At 77.3% G+C, this 23,021-nt stretch carries 18 protein-coding genes and 1 tRNA gene; 12 read left to right on the top strand and 7 right to left on the bottom strand.

All coding sequences use genetic code 11. The annotated features are described in order from the left end of the window. Positions 1–15 precede the first annotated feature (15 nt). Entirely contained in the window at positions 16–2,040 is a 2,025-nt protein-coding gene (locus CSPHI_RS02920) for an ATP-dependent DNA helicase (protein WP_084210201.1), read from the bottom strand. Next, a complete protein-coding gene (locus CSPHI_RS02925; protein WP_075691428.1) occupies positions 2,003–3,304 on the bottom strand; it encodes a nicotinate phosphoribosyltransferase in 1,302 nt (433 codons plus the stop codon). The genes CSPHI_RS02920 and CSPHI_RS02925 overlap by 38 nt, the downstream gene beginning before the upstream one ends. A 54-nt stretch (positions 3,305–3,358) precedes the next feature. Between CSPHI_RS02925 and clpS the strand changes: the two genes are divergently transcribed. From clpS to CSPHI_RS02965, 8 genes are all read left to right on the top strand, one after another. Further along, the gene (gene clpS, locus CSPHI_RS12225; RefSeq protein ID WP_084210202.1) at positions 3,359–3,652 is read left to right on the top strand and encodes an ATP-dependent Clp protease adapter ClpS; all 294 of its coding nucleotides are present in this window, start codon (positions 3,359–3,361) and stop codon (positions 3,650–3,652) included. 42 nt (positions 3,653–3,694) lie between these two features. Continuing rightward, positions 3,695–4,249 carry a DUF2017 domain-containing protein gene (locus tag CSPHI_RS02935; RefSeq protein WP_075691430.1) on the top strand — a complete coding sequence of 185 codons (555 nt, stop codon included), beginning with the start codon at positions 3,695–3,697 and terminating at the stop codon, positions 4,247–4,249. 5 nt (positions 4,250–4,254) lie between these two features. Then, on the top strand, positions 4,255–5,307 hold the full coding sequence (locus CSPHI_RS02940; protein ID WP_075693664.1) for a P1 family peptidase: 1,053 nt from the start codon (positions 4,255–4,257) through the stop codon (positions 5,305–5,307). Between the two features lie 52 nt (positions 5,308–5,359). Further along, positions 5,360–6,016 (top strand): rhomboid family intramembrane serine protease, encoded by a 657-nt coding sequence (locus tag CSPHI_RS02945; protein ID WP_075691431.1) that lies wholly within the window; start codon positions 5,360–5,362, stop codon positions 6,014–6,016. Continuing rightward, complete coding sequence (gene murI / locus CSPHI_RS02950) at positions 6,016–6,870, top strand: glutamate racemase (RefSeq protein ID WP_075691432.1); 855 nt, start codon at positions 6,016–6,018, stop codon at positions 6,868–6,870. The genes CSPHI_RS02945 and murI overlap by 1 nt, the downstream gene beginning before the upstream one ends. Positions 6,871–6,932: 62 nt before the next feature. After that, positions 6,933–7,694: an MBL fold metallo-hydrolase gene (locus CSPHI_RS02955; RefSeq protein ID WP_075691433.1), complete on the top strand. Its 762-nt coding sequence runs from the start codon at positions 6,933–6,935 to the stop codon at positions 7,692–7,694. 49 nt (positions 7,695–7,743) lie between these two features. After that, entirely contained in the window at positions 7,744–8,535 is a 792-nt protein-coding gene (rph, locus tag CSPHI_RS02960; RefSeq protein ID WP_075691434.1) for a ribonuclease PH, read from the top strand. A gap of 16 nt (positions 8,536–8,551) precedes the next feature. Further along, positions 8,552–9,217, top strand: a complete 666-nt coding sequence (locus CSPHI_RS02965; RefSeq protein WP_075691435.1) for a non-canonical purine NTP pyrophosphatase — start codon at positions 8,552–8,554, stop codon at positions 9,215–9,217. An 88-nt stretch (positions 9,218–9,305) separates the two neighbouring features. Here the strand turns inward: CSPHI_RS02965 and CSPHI_RS02970 are convergent, their stop codons facing one another. Both CSPHI_RS02970 and CSPHI_RS02975 read right to left on the bottom strand, forming a co-directional pair. Beyond that, positions 9,306–9,701: a DUF3817 domain-containing protein gene (locus CSPHI_RS02970; RefSeq protein ID WP_075691436.1), complete on the bottom strand. Its 396-nt coding sequence runs from the start codon at positions 9,699–9,701 to the stop codon at positions 9,306–9,308. Next, positions 9,698–10,081, bottom strand: coding sequence for a hypothetical protein (locus CSPHI_RS02975; RefSeq protein WP_075691437.1), 384 nt, complete (start codon positions 10,079–10,081; stop codon positions 9,698–9,700). The genes CSPHI_RS02970 and CSPHI_RS02975 overlap by 4 nt, the downstream gene beginning before the upstream one ends. A 55-nt stretch (positions 10,082–10,136) precedes the next feature. Here CSPHI_RS02975 and CSPHI_RS02980 point away from each other — a divergent pair. Then, a tRNA-Leu gene (locus CSPHI_RS02980) sits at positions 10,137–10,218 on the top strand. Here the strand turns inward: CSPHI_RS02980 and CSPHI_RS02985 are convergent. After that, positions 10,200–11,396, bottom strand: coding sequence for a hypothetical protein (locus CSPHI_RS02985; protein ID WP_075691438.1), 1,197 nt, complete (start codon positions 11,394–11,396; stop codon positions 10,200–10,202). The two genes, CSPHI_RS02980 and CSPHI_RS02985, sit on opposite strands and share 19 nt — an antisense overlap. 142 nt (positions 11,397–11,538) lie before the next feature. On the opposite strand from CSPHI_RS02985, the gene CSPHI_RS02990 reads away from it, so the two are divergent. The 3 genes from CSPHI_RS02990 to acpS all read left to right on the top strand — a co-directional run bounded on the left by CSPHI_RS02990 (position 11,539) and on the right by acpS (position 21,751). Then, positions 11,539–11,754: a hypothetical protein gene (locus tag CSPHI_RS02990; protein ID WP_075691439.1), complete on the top strand. Its 216-nt coding sequence runs from the start codon at positions 11,539–11,541 to the stop codon at positions 11,752–11,754. A gap of 236 nt (positions 11,755–11,990) precedes the next feature. Beyond that, positions 11,991–21,281: a fatty acid synthase subunit beta domain-containing protein gene (locus CSPHI_RS02995; protein ID WP_425429732.1), complete on the top strand. Its 9,291-nt coding sequence runs from the start codon at positions 11,991–11,993 to the stop codon at positions 21,279–21,281. Beyond that, the gene (acpS, locus tag CSPHI_RS03000) at positions 21,278–21,751 is read left to right on the top strand and encodes a holo-ACP synthase AcpS (protein ID WP_245803339.1); all 474 of its coding nucleotides are present in this window, start codon (positions 21,278–21,280) and stop codon (positions 21,749–21,751) included. The genes CSPHI_RS02995 and acpS overlap by 4 nt, the downstream gene beginning before the upstream one ends. Before the next feature lie 92 nt (positions 21,752–21,843). Here acpS and CSPHI_RS03005 read toward each other — a convergent pair whose 3' ends face one another. Both CSPHI_RS03005 and CSPHI_RS03010 read right to left on the bottom strand, forming a co-directional pair. Beyond that, positions 21,844–22,533 carry a TetR/AcrR family transcriptional regulator gene (locus tag CSPHI_RS03005; RefSeq protein WP_075691440.1) on the bottom strand — a complete coding sequence of 230 codons (690 nt, stop codon included), beginning with the start codon at positions 22,531–22,533 and terminating at the stop codon, positions 21,844–21,846. Continuing rightward, positions 22,517–23,014, bottom strand: coding sequence for a peroxiredoxin (locus CSPHI_RS03010; protein ID WP_075691441.1), 498 nt, complete (start codon positions 23,012–23,014; stop codon positions 22,517–22,519). The genes CSPHI_RS03005 and CSPHI_RS03010 overlap by 17 nt, the downstream gene beginning before the upstream one ends. Positions 23,015–23,021: the final 7 nt, after the last annotated feature.

A 23,021-nucleotide genomic window follows, 5' to 3' on the forward strand; every position in this document is an offset into this window, starting at 1 on the left:
CGCGGGGCGGGCGGCTCAGCGCCGGTGCCGGGCGGCGACCAGGCGCTCCAGGGCGGCGCGGGCCACCGCCGGATCCGTGGTGCGCCACAGCGGCGGCAGGGACGCCGCCAGCCAGGGGCCGTAGCGGGCGGTGGCCAGGCGGGGGTCGAGCACGGCCACCATGCCCCGGTCCGCGACGTCCCGGAGCAGCCGGCCGGCGCCCTGGGCCAGCAGCAGCGCGGCATGCGCGGCGGAGACCTCCATGAACCCGCTGCGCCCGGCGGCGTCGGCGGCCTCCGCCCGGGCCGAGCTGAGCGGCTCATCGGGGCGGGGGAAGGGAATCCGGTCGATCACCACCAGGGACAGCGCCGGCCCGGGCACGTCCACGCCCTGCCACAGCGACAGGGTGCCGAAGAGGCAGGTGTTCTCCTCCGCCGCGAACCGCGCCACCAGCGCCCCGGTGGCGTCATCGCCCTGGCAGAGGATGTCGAAGGGCAGCCGGCGGCGCATCTCCGCGGCGGCGGCCTCCGCGCCGCGCCGGGAGCTGAACAGGCCCAGGGTGCGCCCGCCCGCGGCGCGGATCAGCCCCTCCAGCTCATCGAGCACCGCCGGGGCGGTGCCGTCCCGGCCCGGTTTGGGCAGATGCCGGGCGACGTAGAGGATCCCGGCCCGGGCCGGGTCGAAGGGGCTGCCCACGTCGATGCCCCGCCAGCCCGATTTCGGCAGCCCCCAGGCGGCGGCCATCGCCCGGAAATCCCCGCCCAGGGCGAGGGTGGCGGAGGTGAGCACCACCGTGTTCTCCGCGAGGAGCCGGTCCCGGAGCAGCCCGGAGACGTCCAGCGGGGCCACGTGCAGGGTGCGCCGCTCATCGAGCCACACCACGTCCTCGCCGACCGGGGCCGCCCCGCCGAGCTCGGTGAGCGCCCGCACGCAGGTGTCGTGCAGGTTCTCGCAGGTCGCCCGGACCGTCTGCCGTTCCGCGAGATCGCCCTCCCGGCTGCCCGCCAGGGCGGTCTGGGTGGCCCACAGCGCCTGGCGCAGCGCGGTGAGCGCCTCGCCCACCCCCTCCGGCAGGGCGCGCCAGCGCCCCGCCCCGGCGGTGCCGGAGGCCCCCAGCGCCTCGGCGAGCAGATCCGCGGCGTCCACCAGATCCGCCGCCTGCTCCTCCGCCCCGGCCTTCCTCGCCCGGGTGGCGGTGAGCGCCAGGGCGGCCGGGCCCAGTTCCGCGGCCGCCGCGGAGGTGACCCGCGCGACCAGCTCATGGGCCTCGTCGACCACCACCCGATGGTGCTCCGGCAGCACCGCCGCCTCCGCGAGGGCGTCGATGGCCAGCAGGGCGTGGTTGGTGACCACCACGTCGACGTCATCGGCGGCGCGCCGGGCGCGTTCGGCGAAGCAGTCCGCGCCCATCGGGCAGCGGGCCGCGCCCACGCATTCCCGGGCGCCGACGCTGACCTGCCGCCACGCCAGATCCCGCACTCCGCGCTCCAGGGAGTCCCGGTCCCCGTCCTCGGTCTCCTCGGCCCATTCGCGCAGCCGCAGCACCTCCCGGGCGGTGCGCGACAGCGTCGCCGGGTCGATCAGATCGCCCTGGCCGTCGACCTCCCCGGGGGCGTCGGCGACGTCGGCGAGCTTCTTCCGGCACAGGTAGTTGTTGCGGCCCTTGAGGATGGCGAAGCTCGGCCGGCGCGGCAGATGCGGGCCGAGCGCCTCGGCCAGCCGGGGCAGATCCCGCTCCACCAGCTGGCGCTGCAGGGCGATGGTGGCGGTGGACACCACGGTGGGGGAGCCCTCGTCGATTGCGGCGGCCACCGCGGGCACCAGGTAGGCCAGGGATTTGCCGGTGCCGGTGCCGGCCTGCACGGCCAGGTGCCCGCCGCGGGCGAAGGCGTCGTGCACCGCCCGGGCCATCCGCACCTGCCCCTCCCGGCGGGCCCCGCCGAGGGCGGCCACGGCATGGCCGAGCAGCTCCTCCACCCGGTCCGCGGCGGCGTCGTCGGCGCCCGCGCCGGCGGCGCCGGGATCAGACACGGTCGAAGCGCACCGAGAGCACCGGCTCATCGCGGGACAGCGCCAGGCCCTCCCAGGGCAGGGTGACCAGGGCGGCGGCCAGGTGCTCCCGGGAGGCCTCCAGGTCCGGCAGCCCGGCCACCGGCTCCCCGCCGCGGATCATCGGCACCGTCAGCGGGGTCGCCTCCAGGGTGCCCACCTCCGGGGGCTCCGCGCCCAGCGGGTAGGCGACCTCCTCCACCGCGGTGCCGGAGCGCCGGCAGGCGCGCACCGCCGCCTTCGCCCCGCCATGGGAGCGCTTGTCCCGGCTGCGCTTGGCCACCGGCACCCCGTCGACCTCCACCAGCTTGTACACCAGGCCCGCGGTCGGCGCCCCGGAGCCGGTGACCACGGTGGTGCCCACCCCGTAGGCGTCCACCGGTTCGGCGCGCAGCGCCGCGATCGCGAACTCGTCCAGATCCGAGGACACCACGATCCGGGTGTTGTGCGCGCCGAGCCCGTCGAGCTGCCGGCGCACCTGCCGGGCCAGCACGCCCAGATCCCCGCTGTCGATGCGCACCGCGCCGAGCTCCGGGCCGGCGACCTCGATCGCGGTGGCCACCCCGGCGGTGATGTCGTAGGTGTCCACCAGCAGGGTGGTGTCCACGCCGAGCGCCTCGACCTGGGCGCGGAACGCGGCGGCCTCGTCCGGGGTGCCGTCGGCGCCGGTGTGCAGCAGCGTCCAGGAGTGCGCGGCGGTGCCCGAGGCCGGGATCCCGTAGGCCTTCGCCGCCTCCAGGTTGCTGGTGGCGTCGAAGCCGGCGAGGTAGGCGGCGCGGGCGGCGGTGACCGCGGCCTGCTCCTGGGTGCGCCGGGAGCCCATCTCGATGATCGGCCGGCCGTCGGCGGCGGTGACCATCCGGGCCGCCGCGGAGGCCACCGCGGAATCGGCGTTGAGGATGGACAGGATGAGCGTCTCCAGGATCACGCATTCGGCGAAGGTGCCGCGCACGGTGAGGATCGGCGAGGCCGGGAAGTACAGCTCGCCCTCCCGGTAGCCGTCCACGTCCCCGCCGAAGCGGTAGTCGCGCAGGTAGTCCAGGGTGGCCCCGTCGAGGAAGTCCAGGGTGGACAGCTGCTCCTCGGTGAACCGGAACCGGGCCAGGGCGTCGATCACCCGGGCGGTGCCGGCGACCACCCCGTAGCGGCGCTCATTGGGCAGCCGGCGGCCGAAGACCTCGAAGGCGCAGCGCCGGTGCGCGGTGCCGTCGCGCAGGGAGGCCTGCAGCATGGTGAGCTCGTACTTGTCGGTGAGCAGGGCGGTGGATTCTCGCACCCCACCGACTCTAGCCCGGTGCACCGGCGTGCGGGCCCCGTTATCCTGGGGCCCATGACCACTCCCGCCGCCACCCCCGTCGAGGACGTCGCCGTCGCCGCGGACCCGAAGGCCGACAAGCCGTGGCTGTGCATCGTGTGGGATGACCCGGTGAACCTGATGAGCTACGTCACCTACGTCTTCCAGACGCTGCTCGGCCTGGGCCGGGCGGAGGCCCATGAGCTGATGCTCAAGGTGCACAACGAGGGCCGCGCGGTGGTCAGCTCCGGTGAGCGGGACAAGGTGGAGGCGGACGTGAAGAAGCTGCACAAGGCCGGCCTGTGGGCGACGATGCAGCAGGCCGACTAGTGCCGGGCCGGCGGAGGCCGGCGGCGGAAGGGAGCGGGCCGGATGCGGCCATGGAGGCGTAGGCGGGGGCTGCTCGGCGGGGCGCCCAGGTACCAGACGGTGCTGGAGCCCCAGGAGCACCAGCTGCTCGGGGAGCTGGCGGCGACGGTGTCGGATGCGCTGATGGCGCGCGCCCGCTCCGCCCCGCGCGATGAGCTCAGCGAACTCACCGGGATGCCCTCGGGGCATTCCCGGGCCCCGGAGGATCCGCGGCTGGCCCGGCTGCTGCCGGATTTCGAGCGCGCCGACGATGAGCAGCTGGAGGGGGAGAACGCGATGCTGCGCACCATCCACGAGTCGGACATCACCCGGGCGAAGCTGGAGCAGCTGCGCGCCATCATCGACGCCCTCGCCGAGGCCGGCGGCTCCGGGACGGTGAGCCTCACCGAGGAGCAGGCCGCCGCCTGGGTCGCCGGGATCAACGATCTGCGGCTGTTCCTGCACGTCACCCTGGAGAACATGGCCGGGCCCCTGGAGCGCTCCGAGCAGACCGACGCGCTCTACCAGTGGCTGGGCTACAACCAGGAGTCCCTGCTGGAGGAGATGATGCGCCGGTGAGGGACCTGGCCGCCGCCGCCTTCGGGGCGGAATGCGCCCGCGGCGCCGCCGCGGGCGTGGAGGCGCTGCCGGGGCTGCGCCTGGGCCACGCCGCCGCCGGGGACAGCGGGGTCACCGTGCTGCTCGCCGAGGGCGGGGCGGTGGGCGCGGTGGACGTCCGCGGCGGCGGGCCCGGCACCCGGGAGACCGATGCGCTGGATCCGGCGGCCACCGTGGAGCGGGTGCACGCGGTGGTGCTCGCCGGGGGCTCCGCCCCGGGCCTGGCCGCCGCCGACGGGGTGCTCGCCGGCCTGCGCGAGCGCGGGGTGGGGGTGCTCGTCGACGAGGACCACCCCGGGATCCGGATCCCGGTGGTGCCCGCGGCGGTGATCTTCGATCTGCTGCTCGGCGCCCCGGACGTCCCGGACGCGGCCACCGGCCGGGCCGCCCTGGCCGCGGCGCTGGCCGCGGACGGCGCCGACGCCGGCTCCGGCTGCGTGGGCGCCGGGATCGGCGCCCGCGCCGGGGCGCTCAAGGGCGGGCTGGGCCGGGCCGCGGTGCGGCTGCCGGCCTCCCTCGGCGGGGCGACGGTGGCCGCGGTGGTGGTCGCCAACCCGCTCGGCGCCGTCGCCGGCGCCGATGGCCGGCTCTTCGCCGACCCGGACGCCGGGGCGCTGGATCCGGCGACGATGGCCGCGCTGGGGGAGCGCTTCCTGGGGCTCACCAAGATCCCGCGCGGGGCGGTTGGGGCGGCGCCGCGGTCCAACACCACCATCGGGGCGATCCTCACCGATGCCCCGCTCACCCCGGCGCAGGCCCGGCGGCTGGCGATCTGCGGCCAGGACGGGCTGGCCCGGGCGGTGCGCCCGGCGCATCTGCCGATGGACGGCGACACCCTGTTCTGCCTCGGCGACCTCGGCTCCGGGCGCGCCGGGCCGGCGCCGGGGGTGGCCGTGGACCTGCTGGCGGCGCTGGCCGCCGCCGCGGCCGATGCGGTGCAGGCGGCCATCGCCGACGCGGTGCTCGCCGCCGACCCCCTGGCCGATGCCCCGGCGTTCCGCGGCGCCGGGGCCACGTAGCATGGCCGGCGGCGCGCCCGGGTGGCCCGGGGCGCCGGGAGGAGGACCCCCGATGACCCGCCCGCCGGCCCCGCCGGCCGCCCGCCGCACCCCGGCCCGGCGGCCCGCGCCGGTGCGCGCCGCCGACGGCGGCCTCCGTTCCGCGGTGCGGGTGGCGGTGGGCTTCACCATCGCCATCTGGGCGGTGTTCCTGATCAACGCGGTGGTCTTCGGCGGCGCCCTGGACTGGTTCGGGGTGCGCCCCCGCGACCCGGAGGGCCTGTGGGGGATCCTCGCCGCGCCCCTGCTGCACGCCGACTACGGGCACTTGAGCGCCAACACCGGCCCGGCGGCGGTGTTCGCCGGGCTCATCGCCTTCTCCTCGCGGCGGCTGTGGCGCCGGGTCACCCTCATCGTGGCGCTCACCTCCGGCCTGGGCGCCTGGCTCTTCGGCGCCGCCGGGGACGTGCACATCGGCGCCTCCGGGCTCATCTACGGGTGGCTGGCCTTCCTGCTGGTCCGGGGCCTCTACAATCGGGCGCCGGGGCAGATCCTGCTCGGCGCGGCGCTGGCCGCCGGCTACTCCGGGATGGTCTGGGGCGTGTTCCCCACCACCATGGGGGTGAGCTGGCAGATGCACCTCTTCGGCGCCCTCGGCGGGATCCTCGCCGCCGCGCTGCTGCGGCCCCGGCGCCGCCCCGGCCCCCGACGCACCCTGGAGATCCGATGATGACCGACCCCGCCCCCGCCCCCGACCCCGCCCCGGACGCGCCGCAGCCGGATCGCGCCGCCCCGATCGGCATCTTCGACTCCGGGGTGGGCGGGCTCACCGTGGCCCGGGCGATCGTGGAGAAGCTGCCCCATGAGTCGATCATCTACGTCGGGGACACCGCCCACGGCCCCTACGGGCCGCGCCGGATCGCCGACGTGCGCCGCTACGCGGAGGCGATCGCCGATGATCTGGTCGCCCGCGGCTGCAAGATGATCGTGATCGCCTGCAACACCGCCACCGCCGCCTTCCTGCGCGACGCCCGGGAACGCTACCCGGTGCCGGTGGTGGAGGTGATCCTGCCGGCGGTGCGCCGGGCGGTGGCGACCACCCGCAACGGCAAGGTGGGGGTCATCGGCACCGCGGCGACGATCCGCTCCCGGGCCTACCAGGACCTCTTCGACGCGGTGCCGGGCGTGGAGGTCGGCGCCGTGGACTGCCCCCGCTTCGTGGACTTCGTGGAGCGCGGGATCACCTCCGGGCGGCAGATCCTGGGCCTGGCGGAGGGCTACCTCGCCCCGCTGCAGGAGCTCGGCGTGGACACCCTGGTGCTCGGCTGCACCCACTACCCGCTGCTGTCCGGGGTGATCCAGCTGGCGATGGGCCCGGACGTGGCCCTGGTGTCCTCGGCGGAGGAGACCGCCAAGGACGTGCTGCGGGTGCTCAGCGAGGCGGATCTGCTCGCCGAGCCGGGGGTGGATCCGGAGCCGACGCTGCGTTTCGAGGCCACCGGGGATCCGGAGCCCTTCGAGCGGCTGGCGCGCCGTTTCCTCGGCCCCGTTGTGACGGAGGTCACCGGCCCCGGGGGGATGTGAGATCGCTTCCGCCGGGCCGCCCGCCGGGGTCCGGCGGGCCGTTTTCGTGGCACAGTGGAATCATGAGAGTCACCGTTCTGGGGTGCTCCGGGAGCATGTGCGCCCCCGACGAGCCCGCCTCCGGGTACCTGGTGGACGCGCCGGGCGGCTCCTTCGTCATGGACCTGGGCCCCGGCGCGCTCGGCGAACTGCAGCGCCGCGGCGACCCCTCCACGGTGGACCTGCTGCTCAGCCACCTGCACGCCGACCACTGCATGGACATCCCGGGGTTGATGGTGTGGCGGCGCTACCACCCCACCGCCCCGGCGCGGCGGCGCAACCTCCTCTACGGCCCGGCGGACACCGCGCTGCGGGTGGGCCACGCCGTGGCGGAGGCCGGGGCGGAGGTCGACGACCTGGGCGACAGCTTCGAGCTGCGGCACACCCCGGTGCGCGAGCCCTTCACCGTCGCCGGGGTGCGCGTCACCGCCTACCCGATGACGCACCCCATCGAGACCCACGGGTTCCGGGTGGACGACGGCCGCCGGGTGCTCGCCTACACGGGGGACACCGCCTACGCCCCGGAGGTGGTGGAGCTGGCCGAGGGCGCCGACGTGCTGCTCTGCGAGGCCACCTGGGGCGACGGCTCCGCCGCGGTGGCCGAGGCGATGCACATGTCCGGGGCGGAGGCCGGCCGGGTGGCCCGGGAGGCCGGGGTGGCCCATCTGGTGCTCACGCACATCCCGCCCTACGGGGACCGCGCGGGCGCCCTGGCCGCCGCCCGGGCGGAGTTCGCCGGGGAGATCAGCCTGGCCCGCCGCGGGATGGTCATCGACCTCGGCTGAGCGGGCCGGACCCGCGCCGCCGGCGGGGACCGCCCGGTACGGTGGGCCCATGACCGAGACCAACCAGACCCCCGATCCCGCCCCCGCCTCGAACCGCCCCGACGGCCGCGCCAATGACGAGATGCGCCCGGTGTCCATCACCCGCGGCTTCACCGACAACCCGGCCGGCAGCGTGCTGGTCTGCTTCGGCAACACCCGGGTGATGTGCACCGCCTCGGTGGAGCAGTCGGTGCCCCGGTTCAAGCGGGACTCCGGGGAGGGCTGGCTCACCGCCGAGTACGCGATGCTGCCGGCGGCCACCCACGACCGGATGCCCCGGGAGGCGGTCCGCGGCAAGGTCAAGGGCCGCACCCAGGAGATCTCCCGGCTGGTGGGCCGGGCGCTGCGCGCGGCGGTGGATCTCGGCGAGCTCGGCGAGAACACCATCCACATCGACTGCGATGTGCTGCAGGCCGACGGCGGCACCCGCACCGCCGCGATCACCGGCGCCTACGTGGCGCTGGCCGATGCGCTGACCTACCTGCACGCCGCCGGGGCAGTGCCCGGGACGCCGCTGAAGCCCCCGGTGGCGGCGGTGTCCGTGGGCATCATCGACGGGGAGGTGCGCCTGGACCTGCCCTACGCGGAGGACTCCCGGGCGGAGGTGGACCTCAACGTGGTGATGGACGCCGCGGGCCGCTTCGTGGAGATCCAGGGCACCGGGGAGCAGGGCACCTTCGGCCGGGCGGAGCTGGACGCCATGCTGGACCACGCGGAGAAGGGGCTGCGCGAGCTCATCGCCGCCCAGCAGGAGGTGCTGCGCGCGCCCTACCCGGGCACCCTGCCCGGGGCGGGCGCCTGAGGGGCGGGGGCGCGTGATGCGGCTGCTGGTGGCCACCCGCAACGCGGGGAAGCTCGGCGAACTGCGCCGGATGCTCGACGGCGCCGGGATCGCCGGGGTCGAGCTGCTCGGCCTGGACGAGGTGCCCGGGTTCCCGGAGGCCCCGGAGACCGGGCGCACCTTCGAGGACAACGCCCTGGCGAAGGCCCGGGACGCGGCCCGGGCCACCGGCCTGGTCTGCGTCGCCGACGACTCCGGGCTCGCCGTGGACGAGCTCAACGGCATGCCCGGGGTGCTCTCCGCGCGCTGGTCGGGCGGCCACGGCGAGGACGGGGCGAATAACGCGCTGCTGCTCGCCCAGCTGCGGGACACCCCCGCGGAGCGCCGCGGCGCCGCCTTCGTGTGCACCGTGGCGCTGGTCGCCCCCGGGGCGGCCGCGGGTGCGGGCGAGCGCGTGGTGCGCGGGGAGTGGCGGGGCCGGATCGCCGGGTCCCCGCGGGGGGCGGGCGGCTTCGGCTACGACCCGGTGTTCATCCCCGCCGAGGAGGACGCCCGGGTCGCCGCGGGGGAGGATCTGGATCGGCTGGGGGCGGCCCCGCGCAGCGCCGCGGAGCTCGCCCCGGGGGAGAAGGACGCGCTGAGCCACCGGGGCCGGGCGCTGAGGCTGCTGCTGCCGGAGCTGGCCCGGCTCGCCGGGGCCTGAGCGGCCGGCGGATGCGCCGACGGGCCGCGGGATCCGGTGCGGATCCCGCGGCCCGTCGGCGTCCCCGGGGGAGGGGCCGGGTCCGCGCCTAGAGCGCGAACTTGGCGACGACCTCCTCGCGGCGGCGCTTCTCCACGAAGAAGGACAGCAGCGGCACCACCCCGCCCAGGGCGGTGACGATCCACTTCGAGGGCGCCCAGCGGGCCTTGGTGCCCAGGTTCACCACCGCGATCAGGAAGGCCATGTAGCAGTAGCCGTGCACCACCGCGATCGGGGTGAACCAGCCCGGTTTGGTTTGGCCGTCGGCGAAGCCGTAGTCCATGAAGCCGTACACGGTCACCATCGCGGCGACCAGGGTGAGCAGCATGATGCCGGTGACGTAGGCGGTGATCGAGAACAGGGTGAGCGCCACCTTCACCCGCTTCGCGCGGGCGGGGCTCACCGGGGCGGCGGGCCGGTCGGGGTCCTGGCGGGTCTCGGTCACGGTCGGTCCTCTCCTTCGTCGGGGTCGTCGGCGGTGGCGTCCCCGGTGGGGCGCGGGGGCAGGAAGCCCTCCGGGATCTCGGTCATCTCGCCCTCGCGGGGTCGGGCGGCGGCCTCCGGGTCGCCGGCGGCGCGCTCGGCCTCGTACTGCATGTACTTCCGGTAGGCCCAGATGAAGAACACGCCGAAGGCGGGCCACTGCAGGGCGTAGCCGAGATTCTGGAAGGAGTTGGTGGTGTTCCAGCGGCTGAACTGCCAGTAGGCCAGCAGCAGAGTCGCGATCACGGCGGCGACCAGGAAGATGAGCTGCACGATGCGCACCCGGCGGCGGATCGGCTGGGCGCCGGGGCCGGGTGCGTCGGTTGCGTTGTCGGTTGCCACGGGCCCAGCCTATCCCGTTAAGCTGATTCCCGGTCGAGGCCCCCGCCCGACCGGCGCGCCCGTGGCGGAACTGGCAGACGCGCTGGATTTAGGTTCCAGTGTCCTCGGACGTGGGAGTTCAAGTCTCCCCGGGCGCACCCTCGCCCCGGCGCAGCCACACCGGGTCCACCCCGGCGACGTCGAGGCCCCAGTGCTCCGCGGCCCCGGTCCAGGGCCGGCCGAACCACCAGGTCTCGTCCGGGCCCCAGCCGGCGACCACCGAGGCCGCCCCGTCGCCGACCTCGATCGGCTCCCCGGCGCAGCGCAGGTAGCCGGCGACGCTGAGGTGCACCCCGTCATGCCCGCGGGCCAGCGCGGACCAGTCCGGCAGCACCCAGGTCCCGGTGCGGCCGGTGGCGGCCCGCCAGTCGTCCCGGCGGGAGGCGGTGACCTCCAGGGGGTGCTCCCGGCACAGCCGCGCCCAGTCCGCGGGGCCGTGGATCTCCAGCACCCGCGCCCCGGCGGGCACGTGCAGATCCCGCACCTCGGCGCGGCGGAAGTCCAGGGCGTCCTCCACCAGGTCCAGCCCGGCCGGGCGGCCCCCGGCCAGCCGCCGGGTGGAGGCGGGCAGCGCCGCCGGCGGCCGGGACCACCACACCCCGCTGAAGCCGCGCTCCGGGCGGCGCCGGCGCATCCGGGCGTTGCGCCGCTCATCGGCGAGCACCTCCCCGCGCCAGGCGGCGAGGACCTCCGCGGGCTCCCGGTCCGGCTCCGGGGCGCCCTCGAAGATCACCCGCGCCTGGGCGTCCGGGTGGACGGGGGCGTCCCACCAGCCGATCGGCTCCACCGCCAGCGCATGGGCGGCGATCCGGGACAGTGCGGCGCGCACCGCCGGCTGGGCGCACAGCCGGTCCACCTCGTCGGGGGCCTGCCAGTACCGGGCGGCGGCGACGGAGTCGGCCAGGGCGAGCAGCAGATCGGTGCCCTCGGGGTCATGGGGCACGCCCAGGTCCACCCGGTCCAGGTGCAGCGCCACCTCCGCGGCGGCGGCGTCCACCGGCTCCCCGGACGGGCCGCCGTGCACCCCGCCCGGGTCGTCGCCGGCGCCGGCCGGGCCGGGGGCGCGGGTCCATTCCCCGGGGCCCAGCGGGGCGGGGTCGCCCTCCTCCGGCTCCGCCGGGGCGGGGGCGGGGCGCAGCAGCTGCAGTTCCGCGTGGAAGAGCGCGGCGGTGAGATCGGCGGCGGCGGTGCCGGCGCCGCGTTCGGCCAGCCGCCGGGCGTAGCCCAGCAGCATGCGGCGGCCCCGGATTCCGGCGAGGAGGTCCTCCACGTCCATCACGGGCGTCCTTTCCCCTACTGCGGCGACTTGAGGGAAGTCTAACCATTGCCCGCGGGCGCGCGCCGCCGCCGATCCCGCCGCCGCCCCCGCCGCCTATCCTCGGGACCGGGGCCGCCCGGCCCGGTGGAGGAGGATCCCGATGAGCATCTCCCGGCAGTTCGACGCCTGGCTCGCCGAGCGCGGCATCGTCGCCGACGACACCGTGGTGCCCGAGCACCCCTGCGCGCAGTTCACCGGCCGGGTCGCCCCCGCCGAGGCCGCGGAGGCCGCGCGGCGGCTGGCCGCGGCGGCGGAGACGGCCCGGCGGCTGCTGGACGAGCCGGTCGCGGGCCGGGGGCGCCCCCCGCGCACGTGAGCTTCCTCACACTTCTTCGGGATAGAAACATTCGTAACCAAAACGCGACCTGCGCCTTCGGCGGCCGTCGGTCGCGTTGATGTGGCCCGGGTCACGTGAAGGCCCGCCATCGCCGGCGAAACATGATGGAATCCTCATGATCCTGTGGCATATTTGGCCCCTGAAATAACGGCGTTATCCGCCCCGGGGTCACCCGGGCGGGGCGCCGGCCATGCCGCCGACCAAGGAGCCACCCCGTGACCGTCACCCCCACCCGGGACAGCCGCACCCCCGCCGCGGCGCCGCCCATCACCCACGCCGCCCCCGCCGCCGGGGCCGCCGCCCCCGCCGGCGCCGCCATGGAATGGGCGGCCGCCGCCGCGGCCGGACCCGCCGCCGGTGCGGTGCGGGCCACCCTGGGCAGCCGGCTCGCCGCCGGCGAGGGCTTCGCCCTGTCCTTCTCCGGCCAGGGCGGGCCCTGGCTGGACACCCTGGCCACCTGCGCCGCCGCCGGCGTGGACGGCCGGCTCGCCGCCGCCCTCGCCGAGGCCGAGGCGATGCTCGCGCCGCTGGCCGAGGACCTCGCCGGGCAGCGCCCGGCCGGTTTCGACCCCCTGGGCTGGGCCCGGGCGCTCGCCGCCGCGCGCACCGCCGGGGTCGACGACTCCGTCGCCGATCTCGCCGGGGCCGCCGGCGGGGAGGCCGCGGCCGCCGGACCGGCGGCCATCCCCGGGGTGCCCGCCCCCGACCGGCTGGCGGATCCGGCGGTGAGCACCCCCGGCATCCTCGCCGCCCAGGTGGCGATGCTCGATCTGCTCGCCGCCCAGGGCGTCGACCCCGCCGCCGCCGAGGCCCGGATCGGGCACTCCCAGGGCGTCCTCGGCGTCGCCGCCGCGGAGTCGCCCGAGCGCCTCGCCGAGATCCTCGCCCTGGCCCAGATCCTCGGCGTCGAGGTCGCCCGCCGGGCCCGGCTCGCCGATCTCGGCGCCGCCGGCGGGCGCACCCCCATGCTCGCCGTGCGCGGCGCCCGCCCCGACCAGGTCCGCCCGCATCTGGCCGGCGCCGCGGTGCTCGGCCTGGTGAACTCCCATGAGCGGGTGGTGGTCGTCGGGCCCCCGGCCGACCTCGCGGCCACCCGGGCCGGCCTGGAGGAGGCCGCCGCCCGCGACGCCGCCGAGATCGAGGCCAAGCGCCGCGGCGGCCGGGGCCTCGCCCCGGTCCTGGAATGGCTGCCGGTGCAGGCCGGCTACCACCACCCGGGGATGGCCGGGGCGGTGGCCCGCACCGTCGAACGCGCCGCCGTCGCCGGGATCGACGCCGGGCTCGCCGGGGAGCTGGCCCGGCGGGTGCTCGTCGACCCGGTGGACTGGCCCGCCGAGGTCGACGCGGTCGAGGCCGGCTGGATCCTCGAGCTCGGCCCCGGGGCCGGGGTGGCGGCGCTCACCCGGGAGCTGGTCGCCGGCCGCGGCATCGGCGTGATCGCCGCGGCCACCCCCGCCGGCCAGGCCGCCCTCTTCGAGCCCGGCTCCGCCCCGGAGCGCCCCGGGCCCTGGTCGGCGCACGCCCCCCGGCTGGTGCGCCGCGGCGGCCGGGTGCGGGTGGAGACCGCCTTCACCCGGGTCACCGGCCGGCCCCCGGTGCTGCTCGGCGGGATGACCCCCACCACCGTGGACCCGGGCATCGTCGCCGCCGCCGCGAACGCCGGCTACTGGGCGGAGCTCGCCGGCGGCGGCCAGGTCACCCCCGAGATCTTCGACGCCAACGTCACCCGGCTCGGCGAGCTGCTCCACCCGGGCCGGGCCGCCCAGTTCAACACCATGTTCCTCGACCCCTACCTGTGGGGGCTGCACATCGGCGGCCACCGCCTGGTGCAGCGCGCCGTCGCCGCCGGGGCGCCCCTGGACGGGGTCACCGTCTCCGCCGGGATCCCGGAGCGGGAGGAGGCCATCGCCCTGGTGGCGCAGCTGCACGCCGCCGGCATCCCGCACATCAGCTTCAAACCCGGCACCCTCGCCCAGATCGACGCCGTGCTGGACATCGCGGCGGGGACGGCGGCGACCATCATCATGCAGGTCGAGGGCGGCCGCGCCGGCGGCCACCACTCCTGGGAGGAGCTCGACGACCTGCTGCTCGCCCGCTACCCGCGGATCCGGGAGCGGGACAACGTGGTGCTCGCCGTCGGCGGCGGAATCGGGACCCCGGAACGCGGCGCGGAGTACCTCACCGGCGCCTGGGCCCGGGCGCACGGCCGGCCGGCGATGCCGGTGGACGCGGTGATCATCGGCACCGCGGCGATGGCCGCCCGGGAGTCCACCGCCTCCCCCGGGGTGAAGCGGATGCTGGTGGAGACCGCCGGGGTGGACGGCTGGGTGCCCGCCGGGGGCGCCGCCGGCGGGATGGCCTCCGGGCGCAGCCAGCTCGGCGCGGACATCCACGAAATCGACAACGCCGCCGCCCGCGCCGGGCGGCTGCTCGACGAGGTCGCCGGGGACGCCGCCGCGGTCGCGGCCCGCCGGGCGGAGATCATCGCCGCCATCGACGCCACCGCCAAACCCTTCTTCGGCGACCTCGCCGAGATGAGCTACGCCGAGGTGCTGCGCCGGTTCCTGGAGCTCGCCGCCCCGGGCGGCCGCTGGCTGGACCGGGGCCTGCGGGAGCGCTTCGGGATGCTGCTCGACCGCACCGAGTCCCGGCTCGCGGCGGTCGACTCCGGGGAATTCGACTCGGTGCGCCCCGCGTCCGACGCCGACCCGGCCGCCGAGCCGGACGCCACCGCCGAGGCCGCCGGGATAGGGGCCCTGGCCGGGGCCTACGACCTGGACCAGCGGCTGCACCCGGCGGATGTGGGCTTCTTCCTGCGCCTGTGCCGGCTGCCCGGCAAACCGGTGCCCTTCGTGCCCGTGATCGACGAGGAGGTGCGCCGCTGGTGGCGCTCCGATTCGCTGTGGCAGGCCCATGACGGGCGCTACCCCGCCGAGGGGGTGTGCATCATCCCCGGCACCACCGCGGTGGCCGGGATCACCCGCGCCGATGAACCGGTCGCGGAGATCCTGGGCCGCTTCGAGGACGCCGCCGCCGCGGCCCTGGCCGACGCCGGGGCCGCCGAGCACCCCGGGGAGGAGGACCCGGTGGCGGCGGTGCTCGCCGCCCCGGTGGTGACCTGGGCCGGCCGGCAGCAGCCCAACCCGGTGCACCGGGTGGCCGCGCCCGGGCGGTGGGAGCCCGACCACGACGGCGCCGTGCACCGCGCCAGCGGGGCGAGCCTGCGCCCGGCCGGGGCCCGCGCCGCGGAGCTGCGGCTGCCGCTGGCCGGCGTCGGCGACCCGGGGGCAGCGCTGAGCGTGCGGATCACCGCCCCGGCCGGCCCCGGGGCGCAGCCGGTGGTCGAGACCGCCGACGCGGTCGCCGCGATGACCGGGCTCACCCGGATCGCCGCCGGCGGGGAGCTGCCCGAGGTCACCGCCGGGGGCGTCGCCGAATGGACCGCGCCGCTGGACGGGACCTACCTCGCCGACCACGCCGCGGTGACCGCGGCGGACCCGCACGAGGCCGGGTCCGCCGCACCCGCCCCGGACGCCCTGGTCGGCCCGGCCTGGCCCGCGGTGTTCGCGGTCCTCGCCGCCGCCCGCACCGCGGCCGGGGAGCCGGTGGTGGAGGGGATGCTCTCCCTGGTGCACCTGGGGCACCGGGTGCGCCCGGCCGGCCCGGACGCCGCCGGGCGGCTCGCCGCCGCCGCGGCCACCGGGGCCCGGCTGCGCAGCCGCGCCCGGGCCACCGGGATCGAGGACACCGACATCGGCCGGGTCGTGGAGGTCGTCGCCGAACTCGCCGCCGTCGACGGCGCCGGCGCGGAGACCCCGCTGGCCACGCTCACCGAGCGCTTCGCGATCCGCGGCCGGGTCGGCGCCGGGGTGGCCCGCACCGGCGGCGGGGTCCCCGCGGAGCGGGTGGACACCCCCCGCGCCGGCCGCGGTACCGCCACCGTCGCCGCCCCGGCGTCCATGGCCGCCTTCGCCGCGGTCACCGGGGACCGCAACCCCATCCACGTCGACCCGCACGCCGCCCGCCTGGCCGGGCTGGCCGGGCCCATCGCGCACGGCATGTGGCTCTCCGCCGTCGCCCAGCGCGTCGCCGCCGGCGCGGACGGCACCGGCGCCCTGCTGGACTTCACCGCCACCATGCTCGCCCCGGTCGCCCCCGGCGCCGAGGTGCGGCTCACCGCGGTGCGCCGCGGCGTCGGCGCCGGCGCCGGGGAGGGCGAGATCCGCCAGGTCACCGCCACCGTGGACGGGGAGCCGGTGCTCACCGCGGAGGCGCTGCTGGCCGCCCCGCCAACCTGCTACGCCTTCCCCGGGCAGGGCATCCAGGCCACCGGCATGGGCCTGGCCGCCCGCGCCGACTCCGCCGCCGCCCGCGAGGTGTGGGCCGCCGCGGACCGGCACACCCGGGAGAAGCTGGGCTTCTCCGTGCTCGCCATCGTCCGGGACAACCCCGCCGAGGTGCTGGTCCGCGGCCGCCGCTTCCACCACCCCGAGGGGGTGCTCAACCTCACCCAGTTCACCCAGGTGGCGATGGCCACCCTGGGCCTGGCCCAGGCCGCGCAGCTGCGCGAGGCCGGGGTGCTCGACGAGACCGCCGTCTACGCCGGGCACTCCGTCGGCGAATACAACGCGCTGGCCGCCCTCGCCGGGGTGCTCGGCGCCGGGGAGGTGCTCGAGGTGGTCTACCACCGGGGCCTGACCATGCACTCCCTGGTGCCCCGGGACGCCGCCGGCCGCTCCGACTACGGGCTCGCCGCGCTGCGCCCGGACCGCGCCGGGATCGCCGAGGACGGGGTCATCGACGCCGTGGCCCGGGTCGCCGCGGAATCCGGCGAGTTCCTCGAGGTGGTCAACCACAACCTGGCCGGGCGGCAGTACGCCGTCGCCGGCACCGTGGCCGGCCTGGCCGCCCTGGCCGCGGCCGTCGGCGAGGATGCGCTGCTGCGCATCCCCGGCATCGACGTGCCCTTCCACTCCTCCGTGCTGCGCCCCGGGGTGGCCGGCTTCCGGGAGCACCTGGAGCGGCTGCTGCCCGCGGAGGTGGACCCGGCCGCCCTGGTCGGCCGGTACATCCCCAACCTGGTGGCCCGGCCCTTCGCCCTGGACCGGGACTTCGTCGCCGCGATCGCGGACACCGTCGACTCCGCGGTCGCCCGGGGCATCCTCGACGATTTCGAGGCCCACGCGAAGCGTCCGGCGGCGCTGGCGCGCACCCTGCTGGTGGAGCTGCTGGCCTGGCAGTTCTGCTCCCCGGTGCGCTGGATCGAGACCCAGGACCTGCTCTTCGGCGAGCTCGGGGTGCGCCGGTTCATCGAGGTCGGGGTGGGCTCCGCGCCGACCCTGGCGAACCTCGCCGCGCGCACCGCGGCGCTGCGCGGGAGCGCCTACCCGGCCACCCCGGAGGTGCTCAACGTCGAGCGCGACGCCGCCGCGGTCCTCGCCCGCGACGAGGACCCGGCCGACGCCGACCCGGGGGCCGCCGCGGGCGAGCCGGAGCCGGGGCCCGCCGCCGGGCCGGAGCCGGCCGGCCGGGCCGAGCCGGGCACCGCCGCCGAGGCGGTCGACCGGGCCCGCCCCGCCCCGGCCCCCGCCGCGGCGGAGCCGGGATCGGGGGAGCGGCCCGCGGATCTGCGGCTCACCCCCGCGGACGCCACGACCGTGCTCATCGCCCTGTGGACCAAGGTGCGCCCGGAGCAGATGGGCGCCGCCGACTCCATCGAGACCCTGGTCGACGGGGTGAGCTCCCGGCGCAACCAGCTGCTGCTGGACCTCGGCACCGAGTTCGGGCTCGGCGCCATCGACGGCGCCGCCGACGCGGCGCTGCCGGAGCTGGCCGGCAAACTCGAGGGCCTGGCCCGCGGCTGGTCGCCCTGGGGCCCGGTGCTCGACGAGGCCCTGGCCGATGGGCTGCGCCGGCTCACCGGGCCCGCCGGGGCCCGGCCCGGCCACGTCGCCGAGCGGGTGCGCGGGCACTGGGCGCTCGGCGAGGGCTGGGCGGCGGCCGTGGTCGCCGAACTGGTGCTGGGCTGCCGGGAGGGCGATTCGGTGCGCGGCGGCGCCCTGGGGCACCTGAGCCCCGGCGCCCCGGCCGACGCCGCCGACCTGGACCGGCTCATCGACGCCGCGGTGGCCGCGGTCGCCGCCGCCCGCGGCATCGCGGTCGCCCCGCCGGCGGCGGAGGCCGCCGCCGGGGTGGTCGACGCCGCCGCGCTCGGCGACTTCGCCGAGCGGGTCACCGGGGAGGCCGGGGTGCTCGCCGTCGCGGCGCGCACCATCCTCGCCGAACTCGGCCACCAGCCCACCGGGGCGGTGGACTTCGCCGCCGAGGACGCCGACGAGCGCCTGGTGGATCTCGTCGCCGCCGAACTCGGCCCGGACTGGCCGCGCCTGGTCGCCCCCGCCTTCGAGGCCGAGCGCGCGGTGCTCATCGACGACCGCTGGGCCAGCGCCCGGGAGGACCTGGCCCGGATGTGGGCCGGCGGGCCCGCCCCGCGGGCGGTCCCCGGCGCCGCCGCCGCCCAGGCGGCCTGGTGGGCCGATCGCGCCGAGGCCGCCGGGCGGGCGGGGCTCGCCGCCGCCTACCGGGACCTCGCCGGGGCCGCGGAGCAGGGCGGCGGCCGCTTCGCCGGGGACGTCGCGGTGGTCACCGGGGCCTCCCCGGACTCCATCGCCGCCGAGGTGCTCGCCGGGCTGCTCGCCGGCGGGGCCACCGTGGTGGCCACCACCTCCCGGCTCACCCCCGGCCGGCTGGGCTTCTACAAGCGGCTCTACCGGGAGCACGCCGCCGGCGGCGCCGCGCTGTGGGTGGTGCCCGCCAACCTCGGCTCCTACGCCGACCTGGACGCCCTGATCGACTGGATCGGCGCCCCCTGGGAGGTCGCCGCCGGCGGCGGCACCGAACTGCGCAAACCCGCGCTGCGGCCCACCCTGCTCTTCCCCTTCGCCGCCCCGCCGGTGGCCGGCACCGCCGCCGAGGCCGGCCCCGCCGCGGAAACCCAGGCGCGGCTGCTGCTGTGGGGCGTGGAGCGGCTGCTCACCGGGCTCGCCGCGATCGACGCCGACGCCGGCGTGGACCACCGGATGCACGTGGTGCTGCCGGGCTCGCCGAACCGGGGCCGCTTCGGCGGCGACGGCGCCTACGGGGAGGCCAAGGCCGCCCTGGACGCCCTGGTCGCCCGCTGGTCCGCCGAAGCCTGGGGCCGCCGGGTCACCCTGGTGCACGCCCTCATCGGCTGGGTGCGCGGCACCGGGCTGATGGCCGGCAACGACCCCCTGGTCGGCCTCGTCGAGGAACGCGGGGTGCGCACCTTCGACACCGCGGAGATGGCCGCCGCCCTGCTCGACCACGCCGACGCCGGCACCCGGGAGCGCGCCCGGCGGGCCCCGGTGACCGTGGACCTCACCGGCGGGCTCGGCGACGCCGACCTGGTCCTGGGGGAGCTGGCCGCCGAGGCCGCGGCCCGCGCCGCCGAGGACGCCCCCGGCGCCGGGGCGGCCGGCAGGGACGAGGGGGAGCGGCCGCGCCGGCTGGCCGCGCTGCCCGCCCCCCGCCGGCCCCTGGACTGGACCGAGGTGGACTTCGGCGGCGTCCGGCTGGACCCGGAGGAGATGACCGTCATCGTCGGCGCCGGGGAACTCGGCCCCTGGGGGTCCTCGCGGACCCGCTTCGAGGCCGAGATCGGCGACGTCTCCGCCGCCGGGATCCTGGAGCTGGCCTGGAGCATGGGCCTGATCACCTGGGAGGACGGCTGGGTGGGCGCCGACGGGGCGGAGCTCGACGAGGCGAGCGCCGCCGAGGCGCTGCGCGAGGAGGTGCTCGCCCGGGTCGGGGTGCGCCACTACGGCGACGACGGGGACCTGGTGGACAACACCAGGACCGAGCTGACCACCGTCTACCTGGACCGGGAGCTGTCCTTCCCGGTGCGCGACCGGGCCACCGCGCGCACCTTCGTCGACTCCGACCCGGAGCACACCACCGCCCGGCCCGGCGCCGACGGGGAATGGCTGGTCACCCGGGCCGCGGGCACCGCGGTGCAGGTGCCGCGGCGGATGGCGATGAGCCGCTTCGTCGGCGGCCAGATCCCGGAGGGCTTCGACCCCGCGGTGTACGGCATCCCCGCCGACCTGCGGGACAACCTGGACCGGGTGAGCCTGTGGAACCTGGTGACCACCGTGGAGGCCTTCCTCGCCTCCGGGTTCACCCCCGCCGAACTGCTCGCCCACGTGCACCCCGGCCGGGTGTCCTCCACCCAGGGCACCGGGATCGGCGCCATGGAGTCGCTGCGCAGCCTCTACATCGACGGCATCCTCGGCGCGCCCCGGGCCAATGACGTGCTGCAGGAGGCGCTGCCCAACGTCATCGCCGCGCATGTGATGCAGTCCTACGTCGGCGGCTACGGGCAGATGACGCACCCGGTGGCGGCCTGCGCCACCGCCGCGGTGAGCGTGGAGGAGGCGGTGGACAAGCTGCGCCTGGGCAAGGCCGACTTCGTCGTCGCCGGCGGCTTCGACGACCTCTCCGTGGAGGGGATCACCGGGTTCGGGGACATGGCCGCCACCGCCGACTCCGCGGCCATGGCCGCCAAGGGCATCGACCCCGCCCGGTTCTCCCGGCCCAACGACCGCCGCCGCGGCGGGTTCGTGGAATCCCAGGGCGGCGGCACCCTGCTGCTCGCCCGCGGTTCCGTGGCCCGGGACCTGGGCCTGCCGGTGCTCGGCGTGGTGGCGCACGCCGCCAGCTACGCCGACGGGGCGCACGTGTCCATCCCCGCGCCCGGTCTCGGCGCGCTCGGCGCCGGCCGCGGCGGGGCCGGCTCCCCGCTGGCCCGGGATCTCGCCGCGCACGGGATCGACCCCGAGGAGGTGGCGGTGGTGTCCAAGCACGACACCTCCACCGCCGCCAACGACCCCAACGAGTCGGAGCTGCACGAGCGCCTCGCCGACGCCCTGGGCCGGGACCCGGCGAACCCGCTGTTCGTGGTGAGCCAGAAGTCCCTCACCGGGCACGCCAAGGGCGGGGCAGCCGCCTTCCAGATGATCGGGCTCACCCAGGTGCTGCGCACCGGGGTGGTGCCCGGCAACCGGAGCCTGGACTGCGTGGACCCGGTGCTGGCCCGGCATCCGCGGCTGGTCTGGCCCACCGAGGCGCTGGCGCTCACCGGCGCGGTCGCGCCGAAGGCGGGGCTGGTCACCTCCCTGGGCTTCGGGCACGTCTCCGCGTTGGTCGCGATCGCGCACCCGGGCTGCTTCGCCGCCGCGGTGGCCCGCGCCGACGGGCCGGCCGCCGCCGCGGACTGGGCGCGCCGGGCCCGGGCCCGGGAGGCCGCCGGGCTGCGCCGGATCGAGGAGGCCATGCACGGCGGGCCCGCGCTCTACGAGCGGCCCCGGGAGCGCCGGCTGGCGGTGCTCGGGGGCTACCCGGACACCGCCGCGGTGGAGCAGGCGGTGCTGCTCGACCCGGACGCGAGGCTGGTCGGGGGGCTGCTCACCCCGGGGGCGGCCCGATGAGCGCCGCGGACCCGATGGCCCTGGCCCGGGCCCCGCGGGGGGTGGGCGTCGACCTGGTCGACGTCGCCGCCTTCGCCGAGCAGCTGGACCGGCCCGGCACCGTCTTCGCGGAGCGGGTGTTCACCCCCGGCGAACTCGCCGCCGCCCGGGCCCGGGGCCTGGGCGGGGACCGGCTCACCCGGCACCTGGCCGGGCGCTGGGCGGCGAAGGAGGCGGTGTTCAAGGCCTGGTCCTCCACCCGCTTCGGGCTGCCGCCGGCGCTGGCCGAGGAGGACCTGGACTGGCGCGAGATCGAGATCCCGGCCGACGCCCAGGGCCGGCCCGGGGTGCGCCTGCACGGGGCGGTGGCCGCCGCGGTGGCCGCCGGGCACCCGGGGGCGGGGTTCTCGGTGAGCATCAGCCACGACGGCGACTACGCGGTGGCGGTGGCCGCGCTCACCGCCGCCGATCCGGACGGCCCCGCCCGCTGAGGGGGCGCCCCCGGCGGGGGCGCCGGCCCCCGGTCCCGCGAGCGCGGGACCGGGGGCCGGCGGCGATCCGGGATGCCGGGGCGGGCCCCGGGTCAGCGGGCCTCGGCGACGGTCATCAGGTAGGAGATCAGCATCCGCTTGACCTCCTGCACGGTGAGCTCGTAATGCTCCTCGCCCATCGCCGGGGCGCCCTGCTGCACGCTGAAGTTCAGCAGGGAGAAGGTGGTGTGCACCAGCAGCCCGGCGACGAACCGGCGCACCCGGTCGTCGGCGCTGGGGATGAGCGGGGCGAGCACCCCGCAGATCGCCTCGATCAGGGGCCGCTCGGTGTCCGCGGCGGTGGCCCGGGTCGCCGGGGTGGACTGCACCGCCAGCCACACCGCCCGCCGGGAGACGTCGGCGGCCCACAGGTCGGCGATGTGGTCGATGAACTCGGAGAGGAACTCCGGCCACTCCAGGGCGGGGATGTGCGTGGCGAAGCGATCCAGCTCCTCGACCACGGCGGCCGAGTCCACCCGGTCCAGCTCGCAGATCAGCACGTACTTGTTCGCGAAGAACTGGTAGAGGGTGCCGATCGGCACCCCGGCCCGGCGGGCCACCTCGTCGAAGGTGAAGGACTCGAAGCCGACGTCGACGAGCACCTCCCGCGCCGAGGCCAGGATCCGCGCGTAGCGCTCCCGGGAGCGCCGCTGCGCGGGCCGGCGGCGCGGCCGCAGGATCTCCGGGGCCTCCGGGGCGTCCGCGGCATCCGGTTCGGCGGCGGGCTCAGGCGTCGGCGACATCGCGCAGGATCCGGTCCACGTGGCCCTTCGCGCGGACGTTGTACCAGGCGGCCTCCACGGTGCCGTCGGCGCCGACCAGCACCGTGGAGCGGATCACCCCGCGCACCACCCGGCCGTAGTTCTTCTTCTCCCCGAAGGCGCCCCAGGCGGCCATCGTGGTGCGCTCCGGGTCGGAGGCCAGGGCGAAGTTCAGCCCGTGCTCGGCGCGGAAGGCGGCGAGCGCGTCCGGGGAATCCGGGGAGACCCCGAGCACGTCGATGCCGAGGGTGTTCAGCCGGGCCAGGTTGTCCCGGAAATCGCAGGATTCGCCGGTGCAGCCGGGGGTGTTGGCCTTCGGGTAGAAGTACACCAGCACCCGGCGGCCGGCGTAGTCCGCCAGCGTGATGGCGGAGCCGTCGTCGGCGGTGAGCTCCAGCGGGGGCGCGGCGTCGCCGGGGGCGAGCCGGGCGGGCGGCGTGGGGGCGGCGGGCGTGTCGGTCATGTTCCGC

The sequence above is a fragment of the Corynebacterium sphenisci DSM 44792 genome (assembly GCF_001941505.1).
GTDB classification, from domain to species: Bacteria; Actinomycetota; Actinomycetes; order Mycobacteriales; family Mycobacteriaceae; genus Corynebacterium; species Corynebacterium sphenisci.